This window comes from Leptospira kmetyi serovar Malaysia str. Bejo-Iso9, from assembly GCF_000243735.2.
GTDB lineage: Bacteria > Spirochaetota > Leptospiria > Leptospirales > Leptospiraceae > Leptospira > Leptospira kmetyi.
On record NZ_AHMP02000003.1, the window covers coordinates 1,808,048 to 1,827,500 of the forward strand.

The following is a 19,453-nucleotide window of genomic DNA, read 5'->3' on the forward strand; positions in this document are numbered from 1 at the left end:
GAATCCGTTTTAAAAAATTCGAAATGATGCTGTGCGCGAAAACGGGATTTAGTATTTTAGGCATTCTATCCAATCGATATTACATTACGAAAACATTCAGGAAAGAATATGAAACCGAAAACGAAGTCATCCATCGTCTCCGTAAACGATCTTTCTAAATATTATGCGAACGGATTTCAAGCCTTGAAAAAAGTTTCCCTGGAAATCCAAGACGGGGAAATCATCGCGCTTCTCGGACCGAACGGCGCGGGCAAAACGACTTTGATCTCCGTTATCTGCGGCATCGTGAATCCGAGCGAAGGTTCCGTGCACGTCGCGGGCAAGGACATTCTCAAAGAATTTCGCGAAACGAGATCCTTGATCGGCCTGGTTCCTCAAGAACTCAGCGTTCATGCGTTCGAATCCGTATGGGCTACGGTGAGTTTTACGAGAGGTCTTTACGGAAAATCGCCTAACCCCGATTATATCGAAAAACTTTTAAAGTCTCTTTCTCTTTGGGAAAAGAAGGATCAGATGATTCTCACCCTTTCGGGAGGAATGAAACGCCGCGTCCTCATCGCGAAGGCTCTTTCCCACGAACCGAAAATTCTTTTCTTGGACGAACCCACGGCGGGCGTGGACGTGGAACTCAGAAAGGATATGTGGAACATCGTCCGCAACCTCCGCGAAAACGGAGTGACCATCATCCTAACGACGCACTACATCGAAGAGGCGGAAGAGATCGCGGATCGAATCGGCGTCATGAACAAGGGAGAATTGATTCTCGTCGAAGATAAGAAAGAGCTTATGCACAAGCTCGGCAAAAAACAACTGACGATCGACCTGACTCAGACTTTGAAAAAAATTCCCGCAACGTTGAAGACGAAGGGACTCGAGATCGTAAACAACGGAAAACAACTTCTTTACACGTACGATTCTCACGGAAAACAAACCGGCATCTCCGCGTTACTTCAGGATCTCAAAAAGGCAAAGATCGAATTCAAGGATTTGAATACGACCCAAAGTTCTTTGGAGGAAATTTTCGTTCAGTTGGTTAAGGAGTCACAATGAATCTGTACGCAATCAAAGCCATTTATCTTTTCGAAATGTCCAGAACCTGGAGAACTCTTTTTCAAAGCATCGCTTCTCCGGTCATTTCAACCTCTCTTTACTTCGTCGTATTCGGTTCCGCGATCGGTTCCAGAATTCAGGAAGTGGACGGAGTCGGTTACGGTTCGTTTATCGTTCCCGGTTTGATCATGTTGTCCTTATTGACGGAAAGTATTTCCAATTCTTCCTTTGGAATTTATTTCCCGAAGTTTACCGGAACGATTTACGAAATTCTCGCGGCTCCGATCTCGATGGCGGAAATCGTAATCGGCTTCGTAGGCGCGGCCGCGTCCAAATCGGTGATCTTAGGAACGATCATGCTCGCAACCGCGTCCTTGTTCGTTCCGGTAAAGATCGCACATCCGTTCGTGATGATTCTTTTCCTTTTGTTGACTTCCGTTTCGTTCAGCTTATTCGGATTTATCATCGGGATTTGGGCCGATAGTTTTGAAAAACTTCAGATCATTCCGTTGCTCATCATCACTCCTCTCGTTTTCTTGGGCGGAAGTTTTTATTCTGCGAGTATGCTTCCTCCTTTTTGGCAGAAGGTGACTCTTTTCAATCCGGTTCTTTATCTGGTAAGCGGATTTCGTTGGAGTTTTTACGAGATCGCGGACGTGAGCGTTGGCGTAAGTCTTACGATGGTGTTCGTGTTTCTTTCGATCTGTTTAACCTTGGTCTGGTTGATTTTTAAAACCGGATACAAAATCAAAAAGTGAATCTAAAAAACCATGAAACCGAATCATTCTTATAACGGTAAAAAAGTTTTTATCTCCGGCGGTTCGACGGGAATCGGCAAAGGACTCGCGTTCGCGTTGGCAAAACAAGGAGCGAGCGTCGTCGTTTCCGCGAGAAATAAAAATACTCTGGAAGCGGCCGTGACGGAACTGAAAAAGATCGGTTCCAAAGACGCGGTCTTCGACTTCGTAGTCGCGGACGTTTCCGATTCTTCCGGGATCCAAAAGGCCGCTAAAAAAGCCGTCGGGATCTTGGGGAACATCGATCTACTCGTATGTAACAGCGGTTATGCGAAGGTGGGAAAGGTCAGCGACCTGGAAGAATCCGACTTTCGTCAACTGATGGACGTGAATTTTTTCGGACACGTAAACACGATTCGCGCGTTTCAGGATCAGTTCGTCAAACAGGGGTTTGGCGACATCGTGATGATTTCCTCCATGCTCGCGACGTTTTCGATCTACGGTTACGGCGCGTATTCCGCGAGTAAATTCGCGATCACCGGTTTCGCGCAATCCTTGCGTCAGGAAATGATGCTGCACGGAGTTCGGGTCAAGGTTTTTCTTCCGCCGACCACGGACACTCCCGGTTTGGAAAAGGAGAATCAAGACAAACCGGATCTTGTTAAGGAAATCGAAATGGGTTCCGCGATCAACGCCGTTCATTCGGTGGAAAAAGTCGCGAACGCCTTTTTGAAGTGGCTTCCGGGAAAGAAATTCTTAGGTTATGCGACTTGGGATTCTTGGCTTCAGTATTTTTTAGCGAGACATTTTCCGGAATGGACCCTGCTCATTGCGGACGGAGAACTTAGATCCGCTCAAAAACGTTTGAATCGAAAGACGCAGACAGCGCGCTGATAGACCATCGTTAAAACGCGAACGCGACAAGGGCGCATAACGTTTTACCAAGAAAGAATCGACTTTAAAAATTTTTCCCCGCCGTTCTAAATTCTCCCGGTGTCATTCCGGTTTCGGTCTTAAAGGCTTTGTTGAACGCGGCTTTGGATTGAAAACCGGAATCGAATCCGATCCGCAATAAACTCTGTTCCTCCCGAGTCGGATCGACTAACAGCCGTTTGGCCTCTTCCACGCGATAATAACTGATGAAATTGAAAAAATTCCGTTTCAATTCGATATTGATCGTCATGGAAAGATGATGCGGGGGAATTCCCAAGTGGTTCGCAAATTCGGGGAGGGTGATCTTATCGTCGAGATGCGGCTTATTCTCCTTCATATAGGATTCGATCCTTTCCAAAAAAATTCTCCTCTCCTCGCTCGAAAGAGTTTGTCTTTTGTATTTTTCATCCGAAGTCGAATCGTTCTCGAACAGCAAAGGATCCTGCGTCTTCCCGATTTTCAAAATCTCGGGTTTGCGTACGACGTAATAGAACGTAAGATAGACGAACGCAAGATTGATCACTCCTTCCGCAGGGGTCACGAGGCTCGGCCACAAATCGAAAACACGAAGATAAAAAATAGGAATATATGCAAAAAGATTAATGTAATTAAAACCGAGAAAAAGTTTCAGCCAAACCAGTTTGGAACGATCGTCGCTCGAATAAATCTCCTCGAAATTCCGTTCGTAATCGCGAATCTGCCTTCGGGTAAGAAACAAAAAATAAGAAGCGTGAACGATTCCGAAAAATAAAAACGAATTGGTAAAGGACGCGACCGCGCCTTTTTGACTCCACACGGTTTCGGGAGAACGGAATTCCGGAAATCGAATGAAACAAATCAGGAATGCGATCCAGATCAGAAACGGAGCGATCGAATGAATTCTCCATTCTTTCGTTGCGACCGGTTCTCCGAAAAGGACGCTACGCGTATAAAAAAACACCAAAGGTCCGAACAGGAACACGGAAGGAAAAAACAAAAAGGGAATGTAAACGGAAAGAATGGAACCGGCAATCAGCACATAACGCGTTAGAAAGGCGCAGGAAAAAATCGCGAGCACACCTCCCAAAAGACGCGCCGTCGCGTTTTCTTCGCTATGGATCTGAAGCAATATCGAAAGAAAAAAAGAAACGCCGAAACTGATTAATGCGACGATCTGCGAAAATTGATTCAGTCCGGAAATCGTATCAGAATATCCAAACATCTCCGTTGGAATCAGTTTCCAAGCGATTCATCGATCGGTCATCCCAAATTTCCCAACTCGACGGATTCTATAATGCGAAATCGAAAGCGAACCTTTCCTTTCCGCTCATTCTTTTCCGGTCATTCGAGGACTAGATAACCGAAACCCGTTTCCGTGTTTGAAACTCCCGGAAACTCACAGAGAGCGCCGTTCTCGGACCAATAACGCATTGCAAAGGAATGATATCCTAAGGAAACGTTCTCCACGGTAAGAATGGTAATCGGATCGTTTTGAAAGTTCGTTCCGGGGGCATTCATACGAGCCGTCGCAAAAGAATATCCGTTGCGCTCGACGCCCACCTTACACCTGTTATTCGAACTTTTATAATTGTTCGCCTGAAGAAAAAACAAAATCTTGACCGGTTTGAATGCGATCAATTCCAAATAAGGGATATTGCTCACGTCCAAATAACCGTCCGCGGAACTCGCGTCCCAACCGGTACTTCTCCAAAGCATCTGACTGTTTAAGTTCGATTTGAAACGGATCGCGTTCAAAACAGAAGGAGCCGAAGCCGAATAGGATTGATTTTGAACCGGGTTCGAAGGTCCCTGCGAGCGCCAACGCGCTTCGAAAGAATGGGAACCCGCGGCGAAAGACTTCAAAGCGAACAGACTCGAAGAAGTTGTGGAACTATTCTCCATAAAATTGAACGTGCCGTTCGACTCTACGCTTAAAGAATCGGAAACGATGCTCGGATAATAATACGTTCCCGTCGAACCCAAAGGCGCGTTCAAATGAAGGGAAATAAAAACCGGAGAATCGGAAGTTAAATTCAAGTTCGTATTTAAACCCGCGATCGGAACCGCCGAAGCGGAATTCGTCGAACTTGAGGATGATTGTGCAAAGGAAGAATCCGCATAAGTGCTCAGAGTTTCCAAGGCGATCACGCTGAACGTCGATTTAAAACCTCCCGCTAAAACCGGCGCGAAAGAATCACTGCATACCTTCGGAACGAACCTATGCAAACCCGCGGGAAGATCCAGAATTCTCGAATTCGTGCTCGAAAATTCCGCCGAAGAAATCTGCGTTCTGCGGTCCTGCGCTAGTATTAGATTTCCGTTATGTTCGATCCCCTGTCTCAACAAAGCAAAAGGATCCGAGTTCGTTTTAAAAAAACCGTTGTAAATCACTAAAACCCGGGACGCGGTCCTCAGATTTAGAACGATCGGATTCCAAGCGGTCACATCCGTCATCGAAACGCAGGCCGTCGCCGGATAGGTCTGATCTCCTCCGATGTATTCGCTTGTCGCGATCAAAGGAGAACAACTCAACGTCAACGTAGCGTCTCCGCGGAAAACCCCGCTCGGTTGCGCGATCGTACAAGTTTGGTATTCCGGTTGCACCGCGATCTCGAAAGAATATTCCTCGTCCTGTGCAATTCCGTTGAAGTACAATTCTCCTCGTACGTCCGCTCCTTTCAGTCGATTTCGATTTTTTTCCAAGATCTGGAGCCCGCCTCCCCTAACAGCCGTTAGGTCAAATCGGATCGCCGGTCCCGCGACGTCGTTCTCCGAAGAACCGCCGGAAGGACGACAGGCCCCCGTTTTGAGGAGAATTCCAAGTTCCGGACCGAACACCGCGCGCAAAATCGTATCGGTTTGAAAGCGGGAGCTATTCGGATCACAATCGTTGTCGATCCGAGCCGGTTTGCAGAAGCCGCTCATCGTAAGGACGAAAAGCAGATAGACGACGGAAATCCGTTTCGATTTCCGAAAAATGTAAAACGAATTCGAAAATTTGAATGTTTGAAATCCCGAAAAAAACCGCACTCCGTCCCGCCTCCGAACGGATGGATTCTATCCGAGTGAAGGACGTTCGTCGTCTTCGCTTGGAAGCGTAGACCTTTTTTTGAGAGATAAGAATATCTTTACGTGTTTGAAGTTCCCCAAGCGCGCAAAGCCTTCAGGATCGGACCCAAGGACTTGCCTTTTGCGGTGAGAGTGTATTCCATACGAGGCGGAGATTCGGAATAAAGACTTTTATCGATAAAACCGTACTTCTCCAATTTTTTCAATCGATCGGACAAAATGGCGGGAGTGATTCCGGTCAACGCGGTTTCGAAATCGATAAAACGCCGAACTTCGGAAACCGTAAAAAAATCCCTGAGAATCAGAATCGTCCACCGTTCTCCGATCAGATCCAAAGTTTTTGCGACCGGACAATTCAGCCCGTAAGATCGTTCCACCTTCTTCATATAAAATTTAGAAAGTTTGTTGACCGGCTATTGTCAAGGATGTTTTTTGGTAGTAACTATAAAAAATATAGTTACTACCATTTCAATAAGCAGGTACCTTCTATGATTACACAGTTCGAACTGATTTTAGGCGTCTCGGTGACCGCAATCACCTTGGGGTTGAGTCTGCTCATAATCACCAAAGCGATTCACAGGATAAATCCAAAGTTTAACCTGCCTTTTACGATCGTCGTGGTTTCCTGGTTCGTATTGATTTTAATATTGGGCGCAAACGGCGTCTTTCGGCCCGCAAAACCTTCTCCCGTCCCGGTCGGACTGGCGATATTTTTGCCCGTACTTTTCGGAAGCATCTTAATCGCGCGCTATTCCCCCGTTCAAAACGTTTTACTGAACATTCCGTACGAAACCCTAGTGAAGTTGAACGTAGCGCGTTATATCGGTTCCCTATTCATCTGGTTCCATTTAAACGGAAAACTTCCCCCCACCTTCGCTTTCAGCGCCGGTTTGGGAGATTGTTTCATCGCGACGTTCGCGCTGTTTCTGATCCCGATCCTCAAACGGAAATCGAACCCGACAAGAGAATTATGGATTTTTAATATTCTCGGGATCATCGATTTTATGACGGCTGTCGCCTTGGGAACTCTTTCGTCGGACGGACCTCAGCGTTTGATCTACGAAACTCCGGCCTCCGGTCTTATCGGAGAATTACCTCTGATCTTGATTCCGGGTTTCGGAGTTCCGTTTACCGCGTTGGTACATGTGATTTCCGTAATGAAACTTCGAAAAGAAGCGAAGTGAAAACGGCGAAATAAGCCAAAAGAAATTTTAAAGATTAAGTTGATCTCCAAAAAGTTACTTAAATCCGCCGATACTTTTGCCGCGTATCGGCGGATTCTTTTTTAACGGTTTAACTCGCGACTTTCGTAAACTTCTTATACAGCTTCTTATTGCCGCCGGGAGGTTTTCCGATGTCGACTCCGGCTTTTAGAAGTTCCAATCGAAGTTCCTTACGGAACGCGTGATAATCCACTTCCACCGCGTGTCTTTGTCCGCCGCCGAAGGTGAAGTGAGGATGTGCGATTTCATATTCGATCGCGGCCTTTAGATCTTTCGGTCGTTTATATTTTCCTAATATTTCAAGACAAGCGAGTTTGGCTTGATAATCCGCCATCGGCCAGATACAACCCACGGGCTGGAACAAACCGATAAAGTAAAGATTTTGATAATCGTTGTGCATCATTTTGCGGAACAAGGGAATCTTTTCCACGTGCTGAAAATCGATAAACGACTTATCAAAGAACGGAAACGTGGTCCAAAACCCGGTACAAGCGCAGATGATGTCGAACTTTTCTTTCGTGCCGTCCACGAACTCGACTTCCTTGCCGTGTAGTTTTTTGATCGCAGGACGAGGTTTGATTCTTCCGTGACGGATAAAATCGAGAAGATCCGAATTCAAAGTCGGGTGATGACTCAAAGCCAATGTCGTATTAACGGGAAGACCGTAATTCTTATAGGAACCTTGTAATACGTGAAGCATCTTCGTCAGCGTGTATTGTTTGATGATGGACGGAATCCATCCCGGAGTTTTCGCCGCGAAAACGTCCGAAGGCATACCGAATAGGAACTTCGGAAAAAACCATTGAGGACTTCTCATCGACAACTTGACGCTGTTCGCGACACGAGCGGATTCGACCGCGACGTCGCAAGCCGAGTTGCCACCTCCGATCACAAGAACGTCCTTACCCTTCCATTCGTTCGTAACTCCTTTGAAGTCGTGCGAATGTAAGAACTTACCCGTGAATTTTCCCTCGTATTCGGGGAACTTCGGATTCCAGTGATGACCGTTCGCAACCATAAGAACGTCGAAAACTTCGACCTTCTTCTTTTTGGAAGCGTCCAAATATTCCACTTTCCAATCTCCGTCTTCCATTCTCGTGATTTTTTGAATCGTATGGTTGAAGCGGATTTTTTTATACACGCCGAAATGTTTCGCGTAGGATTCGAAGTAAGCCTGAAGTTGTTTATGATTCGGATACTCTGGATAATCTTCCGGCATCGGAAAGTCCTCGTACTCGGACCAAGCCTTGGAACTGATGATATGCGTATTTTCGTATACGCTCGAATGTCCCGTTTTAGCGTTGAAGACCCAATTCCCTCCGACCTTATCGTTCTTTTCAAAAACGACCACGTCCAAACCGTACTCGACACAATTCTTAGCCGCGGCGATTCCGCTCGGTCCCGCGCCGACCACGCAGACTTTAACGTTCGATTTCATCCGATTCTCCTTAGCGTTAAAAGAACATTCGTTGACGAAAATAAAAATCCAACAAATGTTATATTTCCGAAAGACCTTACTTAAGTTGGATTTGAGTGCAAGAAATTTTTAAATCGGGGAAGAATTGAATCCGAAATCGAAACCGAAAAACGCGACGAACGGCTCCTCGATCGTCCGATCCAAACCGCCTTTGCAGGAACGTTCTCAAGCGAGAGTGGCTCTCGTTTTGGAAACCGCGGAGAGAATGCTCGCAAAACTCGGACCCGAAGAGACTTCGATTCCCGAAATCGCCAAAAAGTCAGGGGTTCCGCGCGCGAGCATCTATCAATTTTTTCCGGATAAATATTCTTTGTTCACGCATCTCGCCGAAAAACATTTGGCCAAGGTAGGAGAAATTCTCGCTGCCAAGGGTTCCAAGGATACGAAACTTTCTTGGCAGAAATTGGTTCGGGTTCTCGTAAACGCAGCTTCGGATTATTATGATTCAACTCCGGTGGCCAGCATACTCGTGTTAGGCGGTCCTTTCAGCAGGAACGCGTATCTCGCTCAGGAAATTACGATCGATCATATCGGAGCGGGAGTTCGGATCCAGCTTTCCAAATTGGACAAACCGTTTCTTCTTCCAAAAAAACCGGACGTCGCGACGCTCGGAGTCGAAATTGCGTTCGCTTGTATGAAACGCGGTTATTATCAGGAGAATCGAATCTCAAAGATGATGCGGGACCAGGCGACCGATGCGGTCATCGCGTATTTTTCTTCTTGGGAATCCTCTTAAAATTTTTTCGTTCTTTGTCACAAAACGTTTCAAGGTTCGTCTTCCTTTACAGATAGGAGACAACATGGAAACAAGATTGAATTACGCGACCGTTTATCCCGAGTCGTTGCAAGCGATGCTGAAGATGGAAGAATTCGCAAAACAAGGCGGACTAGACCCGGTTCTTTACGAGCTCGTTAAGATCCGCGCTTCGCAACTGAACGGATGCGCGTTTTGTATCAATATGCACACGAAGGATTTGAGAACGATGGGCGAAGAGGAGAAAAGAATCTATCTTCTCGACGCTTGGAAGGAAGCTCAGTTCTACACCGAAAAAGAAAAGGCGGCTCTGGAACTCACCGAAGTCGTCACGAAAATTTCGGACAAAGGAGTTCCCGACGAAACCTACGAAAGAGTGAGAAAACAGTTCAACGAAAAGGAATTCGTCGCTCTGATCGTATTGATCAACACGATCAACTCTTGGAATCGAATCGCGATTTCCACGGGAATGACCGCCAAGTAAAGTCGAAAACGAAACGCGCTTCGAAAACCGTTCTTATCTAAGGATCCGGCTCGAAGCGCAATCGATCACAAATTCAAAATACCGAATATTCAAAAAGAAGAATTCTTCGCTTAATAATCCTCGTCGGACCAACCCACGTCGTTCAAGAAGTCGTCATACGAGCCGTCAAAGATACGGATCGTATCATTGTCGAATACGATCAACTTGGTCGCCACCGCGCGGAGATGAAGTTCGTCGTGCGTAACCATCACGATGGAACCTTCGAATCCGTCGATCGCTTCAATCAAAGAATCGCAGGACTGCATATCCAAGTGGTTCGTAGGTTCGTCGAGATACAAAAGATTACAAGGGGTCACGAGAATCTTTCCGAGCAAGACCCTGCTCTTTTCCCCACCGGAAAGGACCTTTATCTTTTTAAGAGCTTGATCGTCCGAAAACATCAAACCGCCCGCGATCGTTCTCGCTTGCCATTCGGTGCAGGACTTATCCGAAATCATAATCTCTTCGACTACGGTCGCGTTTTCGTTCAGATTGAGTTTGTTGGTCTGACCGAAGTAACCTTCCTTTAACACCGGATGTTTTTTAACCGCTCCGCTAGAAGGTTCGAGTTCTCCCGCGAGAATTTTCAAAAGAGTGGACTTACCCTTACCGTTCTTACCGATGATGCAGATTCTTTCCCGAGTACCCACGCTGATCGAAAAATTTTCGATCAGATACGGAGCCTTGCCATCGTAAGAGAACGAAATGTTTTCCGCGGAAAGCATTTGATTGGCCGCAAAAGGCGCGCTATTAAAATACAATTCCAAGTCTTCGATTTTTTCGAGAGCCTTCATCTCTCCTTGTTTTTCCAATTTCTTGACTCGGGACTGCGCGCGACTTGCGAAACTCGCCTTCGCTTTAAATTTCGCGATAAATATCTCTTCCTGTTTTCTTTTTTTAGCCTCGTTCAAACGGGTCTTCTCGTAGATCTCTTCGGATTGATTGATCTGATTGTAGAGTTTATCCGTGTCGCCTTGAACCTTGATCGCCTTGGTTCTGTGAATCGCGATCGTATGCGTGACCACGGCGTCCATAAAACCTCTATCATGAGTTACTAATATGATTTCGCCTTCCCATTCGCGCAAGAATTCCTCGAGCCAACGGATCGTTACGATATCGAGATAGTTGTTCGGCTCGTCGAGCATCAACATATCGGGAGCAGAAACGAGCAATTTGGCGAGATTCATCCGAATCTGATAACCGCCCGAAAATTCGTTCGGATTTCTTTCCATGTCCGCTTCGGAAAAACCCAAACCGGAAAGAATTTTTTCCACCTGCCAGGTTTCGTATTCTTCTCCTTCGGGAAGACCGAGCGCACATTCCTCCAAAACGGTGGGTTTGGTAAAATGAAGATGTTGTTGAAGATGACCGATCTTATAACCTTTCGGAACCGAGATCGTTCCCGAGTCCGCTTCCACGCTCCCGAGAATCATTTGAAAGAGAGTGGACTTGCCGTGCCCGTTGCGGCCGACGAGACCGACTTTTTCTCCGCGATTGATGCTTAGACTTAAATCGTCGAAAAGGACCTTGGTTGTGTACGCCTTATTCAGGCCGGATATTTTAATCATGAAAGATACGCTCTGAGTTTCTAAAACCAGATTTTTTAAAAAGCGTAATATTGCATTTAAAAATTAAGACGACAACCTCTCGAACCTCGAAAGATCGCCTGACTTTCGAAATCGGAAAAGAAAGAACGGAATTCGATACGAAAAGAATCCTCGCTCCGATCCCAAACGTCGGGCGCAAAAAATTGACGAACGTAATCCTTGCAACAATCCTCGGAAGCTTTGACCACAAAAAGACAGGAACAACCTTCTTTGAAAGCGAAGGCCGTGTAGATTCTCCCCAAAGAATCCGGAATCAAGCGCAGAAAAAAGACCGAAGCGTAAATCGCGGCGAAAAGGAACTCAACCACAAAGAAAGAATATAATAATTTTCTAAACCGTTTCATCGCTCGTTTCGATCTCCACCCGTATCCAAGAGCGGTAACAAACGCTCCAAAAACTCCCGCATCGGAAATCGACCCAACCGATCGTTTCCAAAACGAACGACCACGAGTTCCTTTTGAGGATCCACGATCAGATATTGTCCTCAATGTCCCGAAGCGAAAAATGAATCGGAAAAAAGAACCTGAAAAAGAATTTCCGAATCGCTCCCCTTTTTATAGTTCCAATACACGGCCCGCCCATGGAGGGAAACGGAAGCCAATACAAATACCAAGGAAGCGGCTTTTCAACATCATGTTTTCTGAATGTAGTTGTTCTCCAGTTTTTCAGAAACGTTCGGGAAGAATGTTTTCGTCTCCAGCCTTCTTGAATATAAAATTCTCCAACTCTTGCGCGACAGCGCGTGCAAGGGCGCCGTTTAAAAAGAATTTACGAAAGACCCACTCGGTTGAAGAGAATTTTCGTCGAACTCGGACGAATAGGATTCGAGGACGATTCTCTCCTTGTATTTGACTAGGATCGCGTTGGTACGAATTCTTCCGCTCGAAGATCGAAAAAAATTCCCCGTTGCCAAACCCGCAAGTCGTTCGAGTGATCGTCTTCCGCAAAGATCGTTTTTGCCGAGTATGGAAAATCGCTTCTTCACATTAGATCTGCAGAAAAATCAAAACCGCCCCGAACCGCTTTTCACTCGTTTTATTTTAATCCGACTTCCACTTTTGAGAAGGGCACAATGTCTCATTGTTCCGTTACAAACGGATGTGAAACAGGCATAAAGTCGTAAAAAACCCGATTCTCCCCGAAAAAAGATCCGCTTTTTTAAAAAAGACTTGCAAAGTTCTATTATATAACCTATTGGTTATATTAAATATGGGTCAACTACTCAAAGAATCCGATCGGCTCGACGCCACCTTTGCGGCTCTTGCCGACCCGACAAGGCGAGCCATTCTCGCTCAATTGGCAAACGGAGAAGCGTCCGTGATGGATTTGGCAAAACCGTTTTCGATGAGCCAACCAGCGATTTCAAAACATCTCAAGGTTTTGGAAAGGGCGGGTTTGATTTCTCAAGGGAAGGAAGCGCAAAAACGACCGAGACAAATCGAAGCAAAACCTTTGGCCGAAGCGTTCGATTGGCTCGAGAAGTATCGTAGGTTATGGGAAGGTCGCTTTGAAAAACTGGACGCTCTTCTCGATGAATTACAAGCGAGCCTCAAAGAAAAAGAAAGCAAAAAGAAACGTTAAGGAGATTCAATATGGAGAACACAAAAAATTTACAAGTCGTCGCACAAGGAGAACGGGAAATCTTAATCACCCGTAAATTCAATTCGCCCCGTTCTTTGGTTTTTGACGCATTGACGAAACCCGAATTACTCAAACGTTGGTTCGAAGGACCTCCCGGTTGGTCCCTCGTCGAATGTACGATCGATTTGAAAGTCGGAGGCGCATATCGTTATGTTTGGCGCAGTGAAGGCGGAAAAGATATGGGGATGGGCGGAGTATATAAGGAAATTGTAATGCCCGAACGAATCGTCGCGACCGAAGTTTTCGACGAGTCCTGGTATTCCGGAGAAGCGTTGGATACGACCGTTCTTACGGAAATCGATCCGAAAACGACCCTGCTTTCGATCACCGTTCTTTACGAATCCAAAGAAGCAAGAGAAGGCGTGATTCTTTCTCCGATGGAAAACGGGCTCGACTACAATTACAATCGACTCGAAGAATTTTTATCCACTCTCGCTTGACAAAGGAAAGAACATGAATCGAAAAATTTTCAAAAGTATCGGAGCCGTTCTCGCCGGTTTTTTAACCATCGGAATTCTTTCCACAGCGGTGGATATGATCCTTCATCAAACGGGCGTTTATCCTCCGTTCGGAGTCGTCATGTCCGATCCGCTTTTTGCGTTGGCGACCGCGTATAGAATCGTCTTCGGAATTTTGAGCGGCTATGTCACGGCCAGCCTCGCTCCCGATCGAAGAATGCAACACGCTTTAGCGCTCGGAGTTGTGGGCGTTATCGTGAGCGTCATAGGCGCGATTGCGATGTGGGACGCGGGTCCGGCTTGGTATTCTCTTGCGATCATCGCGATCGCGTTGCCTTGCAGTTGGGCGGGGGCAAAGATTTTCGAAAAAAGATCCGCGTAGGACCAAGTAGAAAAGAAAGACCACAATCGATTTAGAATATTCGAATTTACGAAAGCGAGGACTTATGCAAAAAATATCCCCATTTTTAATGTTTAATAACAACCTCGGCGACGCGGCGGCAATTTATCCTGTAGCGTTCTCCGATTCAAAGGTCAACGGTTTGAGTAAGGCGGGAAATACGGCGATGTCCGCTACGTTCTCCATTTTTGGAAAAGAGATCCTATCCTTCAACGGAGGAGATTACTTTCAATTCACTCCGGCGATTTCATTTTTTGTGGATTGTAAAACGGAAGCCGAAGTCGACAAGGCTTGGAAAAAACTTTCCGACGGTGGAACTGTTTTGATGGAACTCGGAGCTTATCCGTTCAGCGAAAAATTCGGCTGGGTTCAAGATAAGTGCGGGGTTTCGTGGCAGATTCATCTTTCGAAAGAATCCCAAAACATAAGACCGTTTTTATTGTTCGTTGGAAAACAACACGGAAAAGCGGAAGAAGCGATTCGTTTTTACGTTTCCCAATTTCCGAATTCAAAAGTCGGAACCGTACAACGTTATGCGAAAGAGGAAGGTGAAACGGAAGGAACCGTCAAAAGAGCCGATTTCGCATTAGCGGGTCAGGATTTTATGGCGATGGACAGCGGCCTGGCGCACGCGTTTACGTTCAGCGCGGCGTTTTCGTTCTTCGTTCAATGTGAGACTCAGGCCGAAATCGACAACTATTGGGAAAAACTTTCCGAAGGCGGAGAAAAACAAAGATGCGGTTGGGTCAAGGACCGATTCGGCGTAAGCTGGCAGATAATTCCTCCGATTTTGGGAGAATATTTACAAGACCAGGATCGCCAAAAAGCGAATCGGGTCATGGAAGCTATGATGCAAATGGACAAGATCGAAATCAAAAAACTGAAAGAGGCCTACGAAGGGAATTGATTTCGGATCGTTTCGTTTAACGCGCGTTTTACGAACTTACCCCGCGCCAGCGATCGAAGCGGCGCCGAAGGCGGTCGCGCAGTGACCGAGCGGAGCGAGCCGCGAAAGAGCGCGGTCCTTCCCTCGGAAGGAGGCGCCCTCGTTATTCCTTCAGTTTTGTTTTGCCTCCCCGGAATCGGAAGAAAGCATTAGATTTTCTGAATCTACCGCTTCGAATTGATCGCCAGTGATCTTACCGAGTTTGTGAAGAAGATCGTTGTTCCAATTCTCGTTCGGTTCTCCGGACATAAACCAATCCGATCCGTTGTCCGCGAGAATCATTCCGTATTTTTTCAACGCGCGTAGAATCACTTGGTTCTCTTTGCTAAAACCTTCTATGTTGAAACTCGCCTTTAAACGAAAACGCGCTCCCATCGGAGGAACGTTTTCATCCGTAATCTTAGAAGCGAAATGACGCGCAGGCCAAAGATATTTTTTCTGAGTGCGTTTCGCGGTAAAACGAATCGCGTGTGCGATCTCCCCCGCTTTCACTTCTTCATAACGTACGAGACCGGGTAAAATCGGCAACCCCGCCGCGTCCGCAGAAGTCCAACCGTCTGGGCGCAACGTATTGGATTTGAGATCGAAGATCGCTCCGGAAATCGCGGTCCACGCGTTTCCTTTTTTACGCGCTTGATAGAGTTCATAAAGTTTGCATGTCTTTTCATCCAAGACAAGAACGTGACGATCTCCGTTGCTCTGTTCTCCTCCTTCAATGGGAGGGTTTGCGGGAATCGGATACGGTCCGGGTTCGCTTTCATCCGCGTATTCGAACGTTATGCGCAACGGCGAGCCCGTTTTAAGAGTGAAAGGAATTCCGATCGGACTTCCTTCCCAAAGACCGGAACCGAAATCGGCTTTCAATTTCTTTTTGACTCCTATGCTCCGAACATACGCATCGGAACGAGGATGTACGGGCAAATGATCGACGGGAGTGTTCCAAATATGATTGGCGGGAAATACCTCGCATTTACCGAGAACGGGAGAGGCATCCGATCGAAACGATACGAATGAAAACAGAAGTACAAACGTTAAGAGAAATTTATTAAGAAGATTCACGAAGGCAATTCACTTTTTTTTAGGAACGCGGGCAAACCTTTTTTGAATTGACTCCGGCATAAAAAAGGATAGAATTCTGGAAATTTTTTGAGAACAAGATCCAAACAAAAACTTATGATCATTAAGCGAATCACAACACTTCTACCGATTTTCTTTTTTTTCCTCGGATGTTATCTACACCAAGCGAACGTAAACGGAGACGCGTTGGGAACGCAGAAACTTCTTCATAAAAGTAAAAACCCATTTATCGGAAGCGTCCCGATTCGAATCCATTTCGACCCGACCGAAAAACATACAGCGGTCGACGATCTTAGAAGAAAGGGTTTAAACGTTTCCATTTCGGAGAAGGACATCGAAAGTTATTATTCAACGGAGATTCTTTCCCAATTCCGCCAAAGTCCTTTGTTTATCCTAAGTCCGAACGCGGAGATTTTATTAAGAATCCGTTCTTCCGTGGAAGACGTCCGACCTCCGGTATTGTCTTACATTCCGTTTTTAGGAACGCTCGGTTTGTTTCCTTTGATCGAATCCACAAACGGACGCGTCGAGTTCGAGTTCTTCGATGAAAAAAAGAACCAGGTCATACGAACTTACAAATACATGATCGATCATCGGTCTCTTTTCGGATTCGTACCCTTGGTTTTAGGACCGATTCTTCCGGCGCTTACGGATCGATTCGATCATTCTCAAAACAAAAAGACGTTCTCGATTATGAGAGTCGCGTTTCAAAGATTCGAAAGGGATCTTAAGAACGATTTAGGCGCGTCTCAAGAATTGAGTTCGCGTTTTATTCAAGGAGAACCGCATCACTTCGCTTTTGTTTCCTTGGGGAAAACGAGCGATCCCGGTTACGAAATTTTTTCAGAGCTCTACGGATCGATCGAAGGAATTTTTTTAAGACACGGTTTGTCTCTCGTGGAACGCAATCGTTTGAATCCGGTGATTTCGGAAATTCAACTTTCCTTGTCCGGTCTTACGGAAAGTTCGCGGCTACAACTCGGAAAATTATTGAACGCGGATCGATTGATTCTTATGGACGATTTCGATTACGTTCAAGCTCCTCCCGCTCGCTCCAACGGGAACGGCAAAATCGCATTTTCATTGAGATGTCTCGAAGTTCAAACGGGGAAAATCCTTTGGTCGGAGCGAGTGGAAAAGAATTTATATTTGAATTGGAAAGAATACGGCAGTTACATGAAGGAAGAATTATTATCCAAACTCATAGCCGCCTTGAGAGACAGAGGAGAATTGTTGTAAGTCAGGCGCTTATACATTCAAAAAGAAGAATATTCTTATATACCGAATCCGATTCAAATCTCGCAGCTGAAACCTTCTTTTCCAAAGACGATCGATCGTTTTGTAGACTCTTGGAATCGGAGAACCGCGTTTTACCGTTCCACGAAACGAGTCGTTCCGAATCCGAAGGGAGAAATTTTATATTCTCACACGGAAAAAATCCAAAAACTTTTGGAAGAAGCGGAAAAGGCGATTCATGAAAAAAATTCCGAAAGAATTCTCGAGCTTACCGACTCACCCGTCTATTAAAAAGATACGAAACTCGGCGATACGGTCCGTTCTTTTTTGGAGATCCCGGATCGTCTAAAACAAACGCCGAAATCGAAAAGAATCCTATCGATTCTTTTTATAACGTCAAAGTAAAAAAGTGAATCCGTTGTCTAAAAGTTAAGGTAGAATATGGAACGAATGATTTTCGCTTTGGAATTCTGTATCGATCATCCGGAAACCTTTCTCGAGTTCGTTCCCGAAGACTATGAAGAAGTCCGTATAAGATTTCCCTTTCAAAAAAGAAGAAAGGTCGCTGAGTTTTTCGGGTTTGATCCCGCTTCCTTAAAGGCTCTTGAAAAAGTCGGCCGTTCCGCAATTCTCAAAGGTTATCTTAAAACGTTTCGGAGTTTGTATTCGATTTCTTCTTTTCGAAAACCACTTCATCATCTTTTCATCATCAACGAATTTATTTTGGATTTTTTTTCGATCGCTCAAAAGAAAAGCTGGAAAGGCAAATGGGATATTCCTTTGTTAACGGACCTTGCGGTGCGTTTTGAGAATTCCGATCTGAAACTCGAGAATTGCGATGAGATCTTTCAAGTTTATTACGAGGTCAAAAAATTCTCCCCGTATTGGAAGGTTCGTTCCCTGGATCAGCTTTATCGTCTTGAGAAAGAAATGATTTCCAAGTTGCAAAGGGAGGTTTTTGTCGGACCGGATCTAAACTATCCGCTTCCTCCGATCGATACGGAAGATTGGCTGGAACCGATCCATTCCCGCAAAGAATTATTCTTGGAATCCAAGTCCCAGCACAACTGTATCTTCAGCTACGACAAGGATATAGTCGACGGGAAATATTATATTTATCGAATATTCACTCCGGAACGTTGCACGTTGTCCTTGTTTCATATCAACGGCGATTGGTATCTCGACCAGGTCTTTGCGGCTTTCAACAAAAAGGCAAACGCGGCGACGATGAAAAAGATCGAAGCCTGGAGAATCCGAAACGGTATTTTCGTTTTAGGAGACGCGTTCCGTCTAGGGATTCCTCCGGATTGGATCTTTGCGAGATAACAGCGACCCTTTTAAGCGGGAAATTTCTTTTCATCTTTTGAGGCTCCCGCTTTAAACCGACCGATTCGTACATTCAATCAATTGAATGTATCTAAGAATCAAGGCTACGAAAAATCGCTTCGACTTCACTCGACGTCTCGGACGAACCAAGCCCACGCGATAAAAACCAATTGAAACGGCAATCGAACGTACAAACCCCAAATCGGGAAACCGAACGGTTCCCCCGCCAAGGCCGCTTGCAACATATAAACGTTTGCCGGTAAGACCGCGATCAACAAAAGAATGATTCCGTAACAAGCCCAGGTTCGTGTCGGACGAAACCAAAGACCCAATGCAAAAAGGATTTCAGCGCCTCCGCTGATCCAATTCAATATGGAATGCGCGGGGAGATAAGGAGGCATCATTCTTAGATAAAAGCCCGGGTTTACGAAGTGGTTGATGCCCGCAAAGAGGTAAAACGCGGACATAGAATAGAGAAGAATTTTTTTCATGAAAACTCCGATCGCAAAAATCAATCGGGAGATCATTGTATAAGCCTCCGAAAAAAGGAAAGAGTTTTTAATGGAGAACTCAAAAATATTTTTTTGAACTCCGAAAATTCTCCCTTTCAAAACCGACTTCGGTTGATTTAAATTTTTCTTTGATCGATTATTTTATGCGACAAACCCATCGGGCATAAAATTACGTTCGGAAATTTTTGTCGTACATGCCCGGCTCGGGAAAAGCAATATCGAATTGCTTTAGAGAATTCCCTTTTCGGGAAAGCGAATGCGCTCGATTTCAGAAGACATAACAAGCAATACTCAACAATTTCATAATATTCTAAATTATTCCGAAGCGTAAAACCTGTTCACTGCGTTCGCAATCGTCCGATCCACGAAAGCCGGAGCAAAAAGTTTGATCCAAGGTATGAGCTTTCCGCCGAAGGTCATCACCAATTCTCTTTTCCGTTTTGAGATTGCCCTTGCGATCAGTCGCGCGCATTCTTCCGGAGACATGATGTTTCTCTTAGGGGCT

At 45.6% G+C, this 19,453-nt stretch carries 21 protein-coding genes (1 of these 21 only partly in view); 12 read left to right on the forward strand and 9 right to left on the reverse strand.

From position 1 onward, the window contains the following. The first annotated feature begins 108 nt into the window (after positions 1-108). The 3 genes from LEP1GSC052_RS10855 to LEP1GSC052_RS10865 are packed head-to-tail and all read left to right on the forward strand — an operon-like array spanning position 109 to position 2,681. Positions 109-1,050, forward strand: a complete 942-nt coding sequence (locus tag LEP1GSC052_RS10855) for an ABC transporter ATP-binding protein (RefSeq protein WP_020986560.1) — start codon at positions 109-111, stop codon at positions 1,048-1,050. After that, positions 1,047-1,808, forward strand: coding sequence for an ABC transporter permease (locus LEP1GSC052_RS10860; protein WP_010575824.1), 762 nt, complete (start codon positions 1,047-1,049; stop codon positions 1,806-1,808). Before LEP1GSC052_RS10855 ends, LEP1GSC052_RS10860 begins: the two co-directional genes overlap by 4 nt. 12 nt (positions 1,809-1,820) lie before the next feature. After that, positions 1,821-2,681 (forward strand): SDR family NAD(P)-dependent oxidoreductase, encoded by an 861-nt coding sequence (locus LEP1GSC052_RS10865; RefSeq protein ID WP_010575825.1) that lies wholly within the window; start codon positions 1,821-1,823, stop codon positions 2,679-2,681. Positions 2,682-2,745: 64 nt separating this feature from the next. Here the strand turns inward: LEP1GSC052_RS10865 and LEP1GSC052_RS10870 are convergent, their stop codons facing one another. From LEP1GSC052_RS10870 to LEP1GSC052_RS10880, 3 genes are all read right to left on the reverse strand, one after another. Further along, complete coding sequence (locus tag LEP1GSC052_RS10870; protein WP_020986222.1) at positions 2,746-3,921, reverse strand: helix-turn-helix domain-containing protein; 1,176 nt, start codon at positions 3,919-3,921, stop codon at positions 2,746-2,748. Positions 3,922-4,040: 119 nt separating this feature from the next. Further along, positions 4,041-5,729, reverse strand: a complete 1,689-nt coding sequence (locus LEP1GSC052_RS10875) for a hypothetical protein (RefSeq protein WP_010575828.1) — start codon at positions 5,727-5,729, stop codon at positions 4,041-4,043. A gap of 98 nt (positions 5,730-5,827) precedes the next feature. Then, entirely contained in the window at positions 5,828-6,145 is a 318-nt protein-coding gene (locus LEP1GSC052_RS10880) for a winged helix-turn-helix transcriptional regulator (RefSeq protein ID WP_207765027.1), read from the reverse strand. A 111-nt stretch (positions 6,146-6,256) separates the two neighbouring features. On the opposite strand from LEP1GSC052_RS10880, the gene LEP1GSC052_RS10885 reads away from it, so the two are divergent. Beyond that, positions 6,257-6,952, forward strand: a complete 696-nt coding sequence (locus LEP1GSC052_RS10885) for a hypothetical protein (RefSeq protein ID WP_010575830.1) — start codon at positions 6,257-6,259, stop codon at positions 6,950-6,952. A gap of 109 nt (positions 6,953-7,061) precedes the next feature. Here LEP1GSC052_RS10885 and LEP1GSC052_RS10890 read toward each other — a convergent pair whose 3' ends face one another. Then, complete coding sequence (locus tag LEP1GSC052_RS10890) at positions 7,062-8,429, reverse strand: flavin-containing monooxygenase (RefSeq protein WP_010575831.1); 1,368 nt, start codon at positions 8,427-8,429, stop codon at positions 7,062-7,064. 124 nt (positions 8,430-8,553) lie between these two features. Between LEP1GSC052_RS10890 and LEP1GSC052_RS10895 the strand changes: the two genes are divergently transcribed. Beyond that, complete coding sequence (locus LEP1GSC052_RS10895; RefSeq protein WP_010575832.1) at positions 8,554-9,204, forward strand: TetR/AcrR family transcriptional regulator; 651 nt, start codon at positions 8,554-8,556, stop codon at positions 9,202-9,204. A gap of 64 nt (positions 9,205-9,268) precedes the next feature. Then, positions 9,269-9,706, forward strand: coding sequence for a carboxymuconolactone decarboxylase family protein (locus tag LEP1GSC052_RS10900; RefSeq protein ID WP_010575833.1), 438 nt, complete (start codon positions 9,269-9,271; stop codon positions 9,704-9,706). Positions 9,707-9,816: 110 nt separating this feature from the next. Here LEP1GSC052_RS10900 and LEP1GSC052_RS10905 read toward each other — a convergent pair whose 3' ends face one another. Next, positions 9,817-11,313 carry an ABC-F family ATP-binding cassette domain-containing protein gene (locus tag LEP1GSC052_RS10905; RefSeq protein ID WP_010575834.1) on the reverse strand — a complete coding sequence of 499 codons (1,497 nt, stop codon included), beginning with the start codon at positions 11,311-11,313 and terminating at the stop codon, positions 9,817-9,819. Positions 11,314-11,369: 56 nt separating this feature from the next. After that, positions 11,370-11,696 carry a hypothetical protein gene (locus LEP1GSC052_RS10910; protein WP_010575835.1) on the reverse strand — a complete coding sequence of 109 codons (327 nt, stop codon included), beginning with the start codon at positions 11,694-11,696 and terminating at the stop codon, positions 11,370-11,372. An 865-nt stretch (positions 11,697-12,561) separates the two neighbouring features. Between LEP1GSC052_RS10910 and LEP1GSC052_RS10920 the strand changes: the two genes are divergently transcribed. The 4 genes from LEP1GSC052_RS10920 (at position 12,562) to LEP1GSC052_RS10935 (ending at position 14,758) form a co-directional block, all read left to right on the forward strand. After that, positions 12,562-12,933 (forward strand): ArsR/SmtB family transcription factor, encoded by a 372-nt coding sequence (locus LEP1GSC052_RS10920; RefSeq protein WP_010575837.1) that lies wholly within the window; start codon positions 12,562-12,564, stop codon positions 12,931-12,933. Between the two features lie 11 nt (positions 12,934-12,944). Next, positions 12,945-13,433, forward strand: a complete 489-nt coding sequence (locus LEP1GSC052_RS10925) for an SRPBCC family protein (protein ID WP_010575838.1) — start codon at positions 12,945-12,947, stop codon at positions 13,431-13,433. Positions 13,434-13,446: 13 nt separating this feature from the next. Further along, positions 13,447-13,833 (forward strand): hypothetical protein, encoded by a 387-nt coding sequence (locus tag LEP1GSC052_RS10930; protein WP_010575839.1) that lies wholly within the window; start codon positions 13,447-13,449, stop codon positions 13,831-13,833. 64 nt (positions 13,834-13,897) lie between these two features. Further along, on the forward strand, positions 13,898-14,758 hold the full coding sequence (locus LEP1GSC052_RS10935) for a VOC family protein (RefSeq protein WP_020986082.1): 861 nt from the start codon (positions 13,898-13,900) through the stop codon (positions 14,756-14,758). 150 nt (positions 14,759-14,908) lie between these two features. Here the strand turns inward: LEP1GSC052_RS10935 and LEP1GSC052_RS10940 are convergent, their stop codons facing one another. Continuing rightward, positions 14,909-15,856, reverse strand: a complete 948-nt coding sequence (locus LEP1GSC052_RS10940) for a hypothetical protein (protein ID WP_010575841.1) — start codon at positions 15,854-15,856, stop codon at positions 14,909-14,911. 114 nt (positions 15,857-15,970) lie between these two features. On the opposite strand from LEP1GSC052_RS10940, the gene LEP1GSC052_RS10945 reads away from it, so the two are divergent. Together LEP1GSC052_RS10945 and LEP1GSC052_RS10950 are read left to right on the forward strand one after the other, a co-directional pair. Continuing rightward, positions 15,971-17,113 carry a hypothetical protein gene (locus tag LEP1GSC052_RS10945; RefSeq protein WP_040912961.1) on the forward strand — a complete coding sequence of 381 codons (1,143 nt, stop codon included), beginning with the start codon at positions 15,971-15,973 and terminating at the stop codon, positions 17,111-17,113. A gap of 447 nt (positions 17,114-17,560) precedes the next feature. Next, the gene (locus tag LEP1GSC052_RS10950) at positions 17,561-18,436 is read left to right on the forward strand and encodes a PcfJ domain-containing protein (RefSeq protein ID WP_040913484.1); all 876 of its coding nucleotides are present in this window, start codon (positions 17,561-17,563) and stop codon (positions 18,434-18,436) included. A gap of 125 nt (positions 18,437-18,561) precedes the next feature. On the opposite strand, the gene LEP1GSC052_RS10955 is transcribed toward LEP1GSC052_RS10950, so the two are convergent. Both LEP1GSC052_RS10955 and LEP1GSC052_RS10960 read right to left on the reverse strand, forming a co-directional pair. Continuing rightward, positions 18,562-18,963, reverse strand: coding sequence for a DoxX family protein (locus tag LEP1GSC052_RS10955; RefSeq protein WP_243398028.1), 402 nt, complete (start codon positions 18,961-18,963; stop codon positions 18,562-18,564). A gap of 300 nt (positions 18,964-19,263) precedes the next feature. After that, positions 19,264-19,453, reverse strand: partial view of an SDR family oxidoreductase gene (locus tag LEP1GSC052_RS10960; protein ID WP_020985669.1) — the end only. It continues 629 nt past the right edge of the window; only the last 190 of its 819 coding nucleotides appear in the window; its start codon lies off the right edge, out of view — the gene reads right to left on this strand; it ends in the stop codon at positions 19,264-19,266.

Excerpts from the sequence above, each read along its gene's own strand:
- LEP1GSC052_RS10925 (WP_010575838.1), top strand. The coding sequence starts at position 12,945 with ATGGAGAACACAAAAAATTTACAAGTCGTCGCACAAGGAGAACGGGAA.
- LEP1GSC052_RS10865 (WP_010575825.1), top strand. The coding sequence starts at position 1,821 with ATGAAACCGAATCATTCTTATAACGGTAAAAAAGTTTTTATCTCCGGC.
- LEP1GSC052_RS10955 (WP_243398028.1), bottom strand. The coding sequence starts at position 18,963 with ATGATCTCCCGATTGATTTTTGCGATCGGAGTTTTCATGAAAAAAATT.
- LEP1GSC052_RS10950 (WP_040913484.1), top strand. The coding sequence starts at position 17,561 with ATGATTTTCGCTTTGGAATTCTGTATCGATCATCCGGAAACCTTTCTC.
- LEP1GSC052_RS10890 (WP_010575831.1), bottom strand. The coding sequence starts at position 8,429 with ATGAAATCGAACGTTAAAGTCTGCGTGGTCGGCGCGGGACCGAGCGGA.
- LEP1GSC052_RS10930 (WP_010575839.1), top strand. The coding sequence starts at position 13,447 with ATGAATCGAAAAATTTTCAAAAGTATCGGAGCCGTTCTCGCCGGTTTT.
- LEP1GSC052_RS10870 (WP_020986222.1), bottom strand. The coding sequence starts at position 3,921 with ATGTTTGGATATTCTGATACGATTTCCGGACTGAATCAATTTTCGCAG.
- LEP1GSC052_RS10900 (WP_010575833.1), top strand. The coding sequence starts at position 9,269 with ATGGAAACAAGATTGAATTACGCGACCGTTTATCCCGAGTCGTTGCAA.
- LEP1GSC052_RS10860 (WP_010575824.1), top strand. The coding sequence starts at position 1,047 with ATGAATCTGTACGCAATCAAAGCCATTTATCTTTTCGAAATGTCCAGA.
- LEP1GSC052_RS10920 (WP_010575837.1), top strand. The coding sequence starts at position 12,562 with ATGGGTCAACTACTCAAAGAATCCGATCGGCTCGACGCCACCTTTGCG.
- LEP1GSC052_RS10910 (WP_010575835.1), bottom strand. The coding sequence starts at position 11,696 with ATGAAACGGTTTAGAAAATTATTATATTCTTTCTTTGTGGTTGAGTTC.
- LEP1GSC052_RS10945 (WP_040912961.1), top strand. The coding sequence starts at position 15,971 with ATGATCATTAAGCGAATCACAACACTTCTACCGATTTTCTTTTTTTTC.
- LEP1GSC052_RS10935 (WP_020986082.1), top strand. The coding sequence starts at position 13,898 with ATGCAAAAAATATCCCCATTTTTAATGTTTAATAACAACCTCGGCGAC.
- LEP1GSC052_RS10855 (WP_020986560.1), top strand. The coding sequence starts at position 109 with ATGAAACCGAAAACGAAGTCATCCATCGTCTCCGTAAACGATCTTTCT.
- LEP1GSC052_RS10905 (WP_010575834.1), bottom strand. The coding sequence starts at position 11,313 with ATGATTAAAATATCCGGCCTGAATAAGGCGTACACAACCAAGGTCCTT.
- LEP1GSC052_RS10885 (WP_010575830.1), top strand. The coding sequence starts at position 6,257 with ATGATTACACAGTTCGAACTGATTTTAGGCGTCTCGGTGACCGCAATC.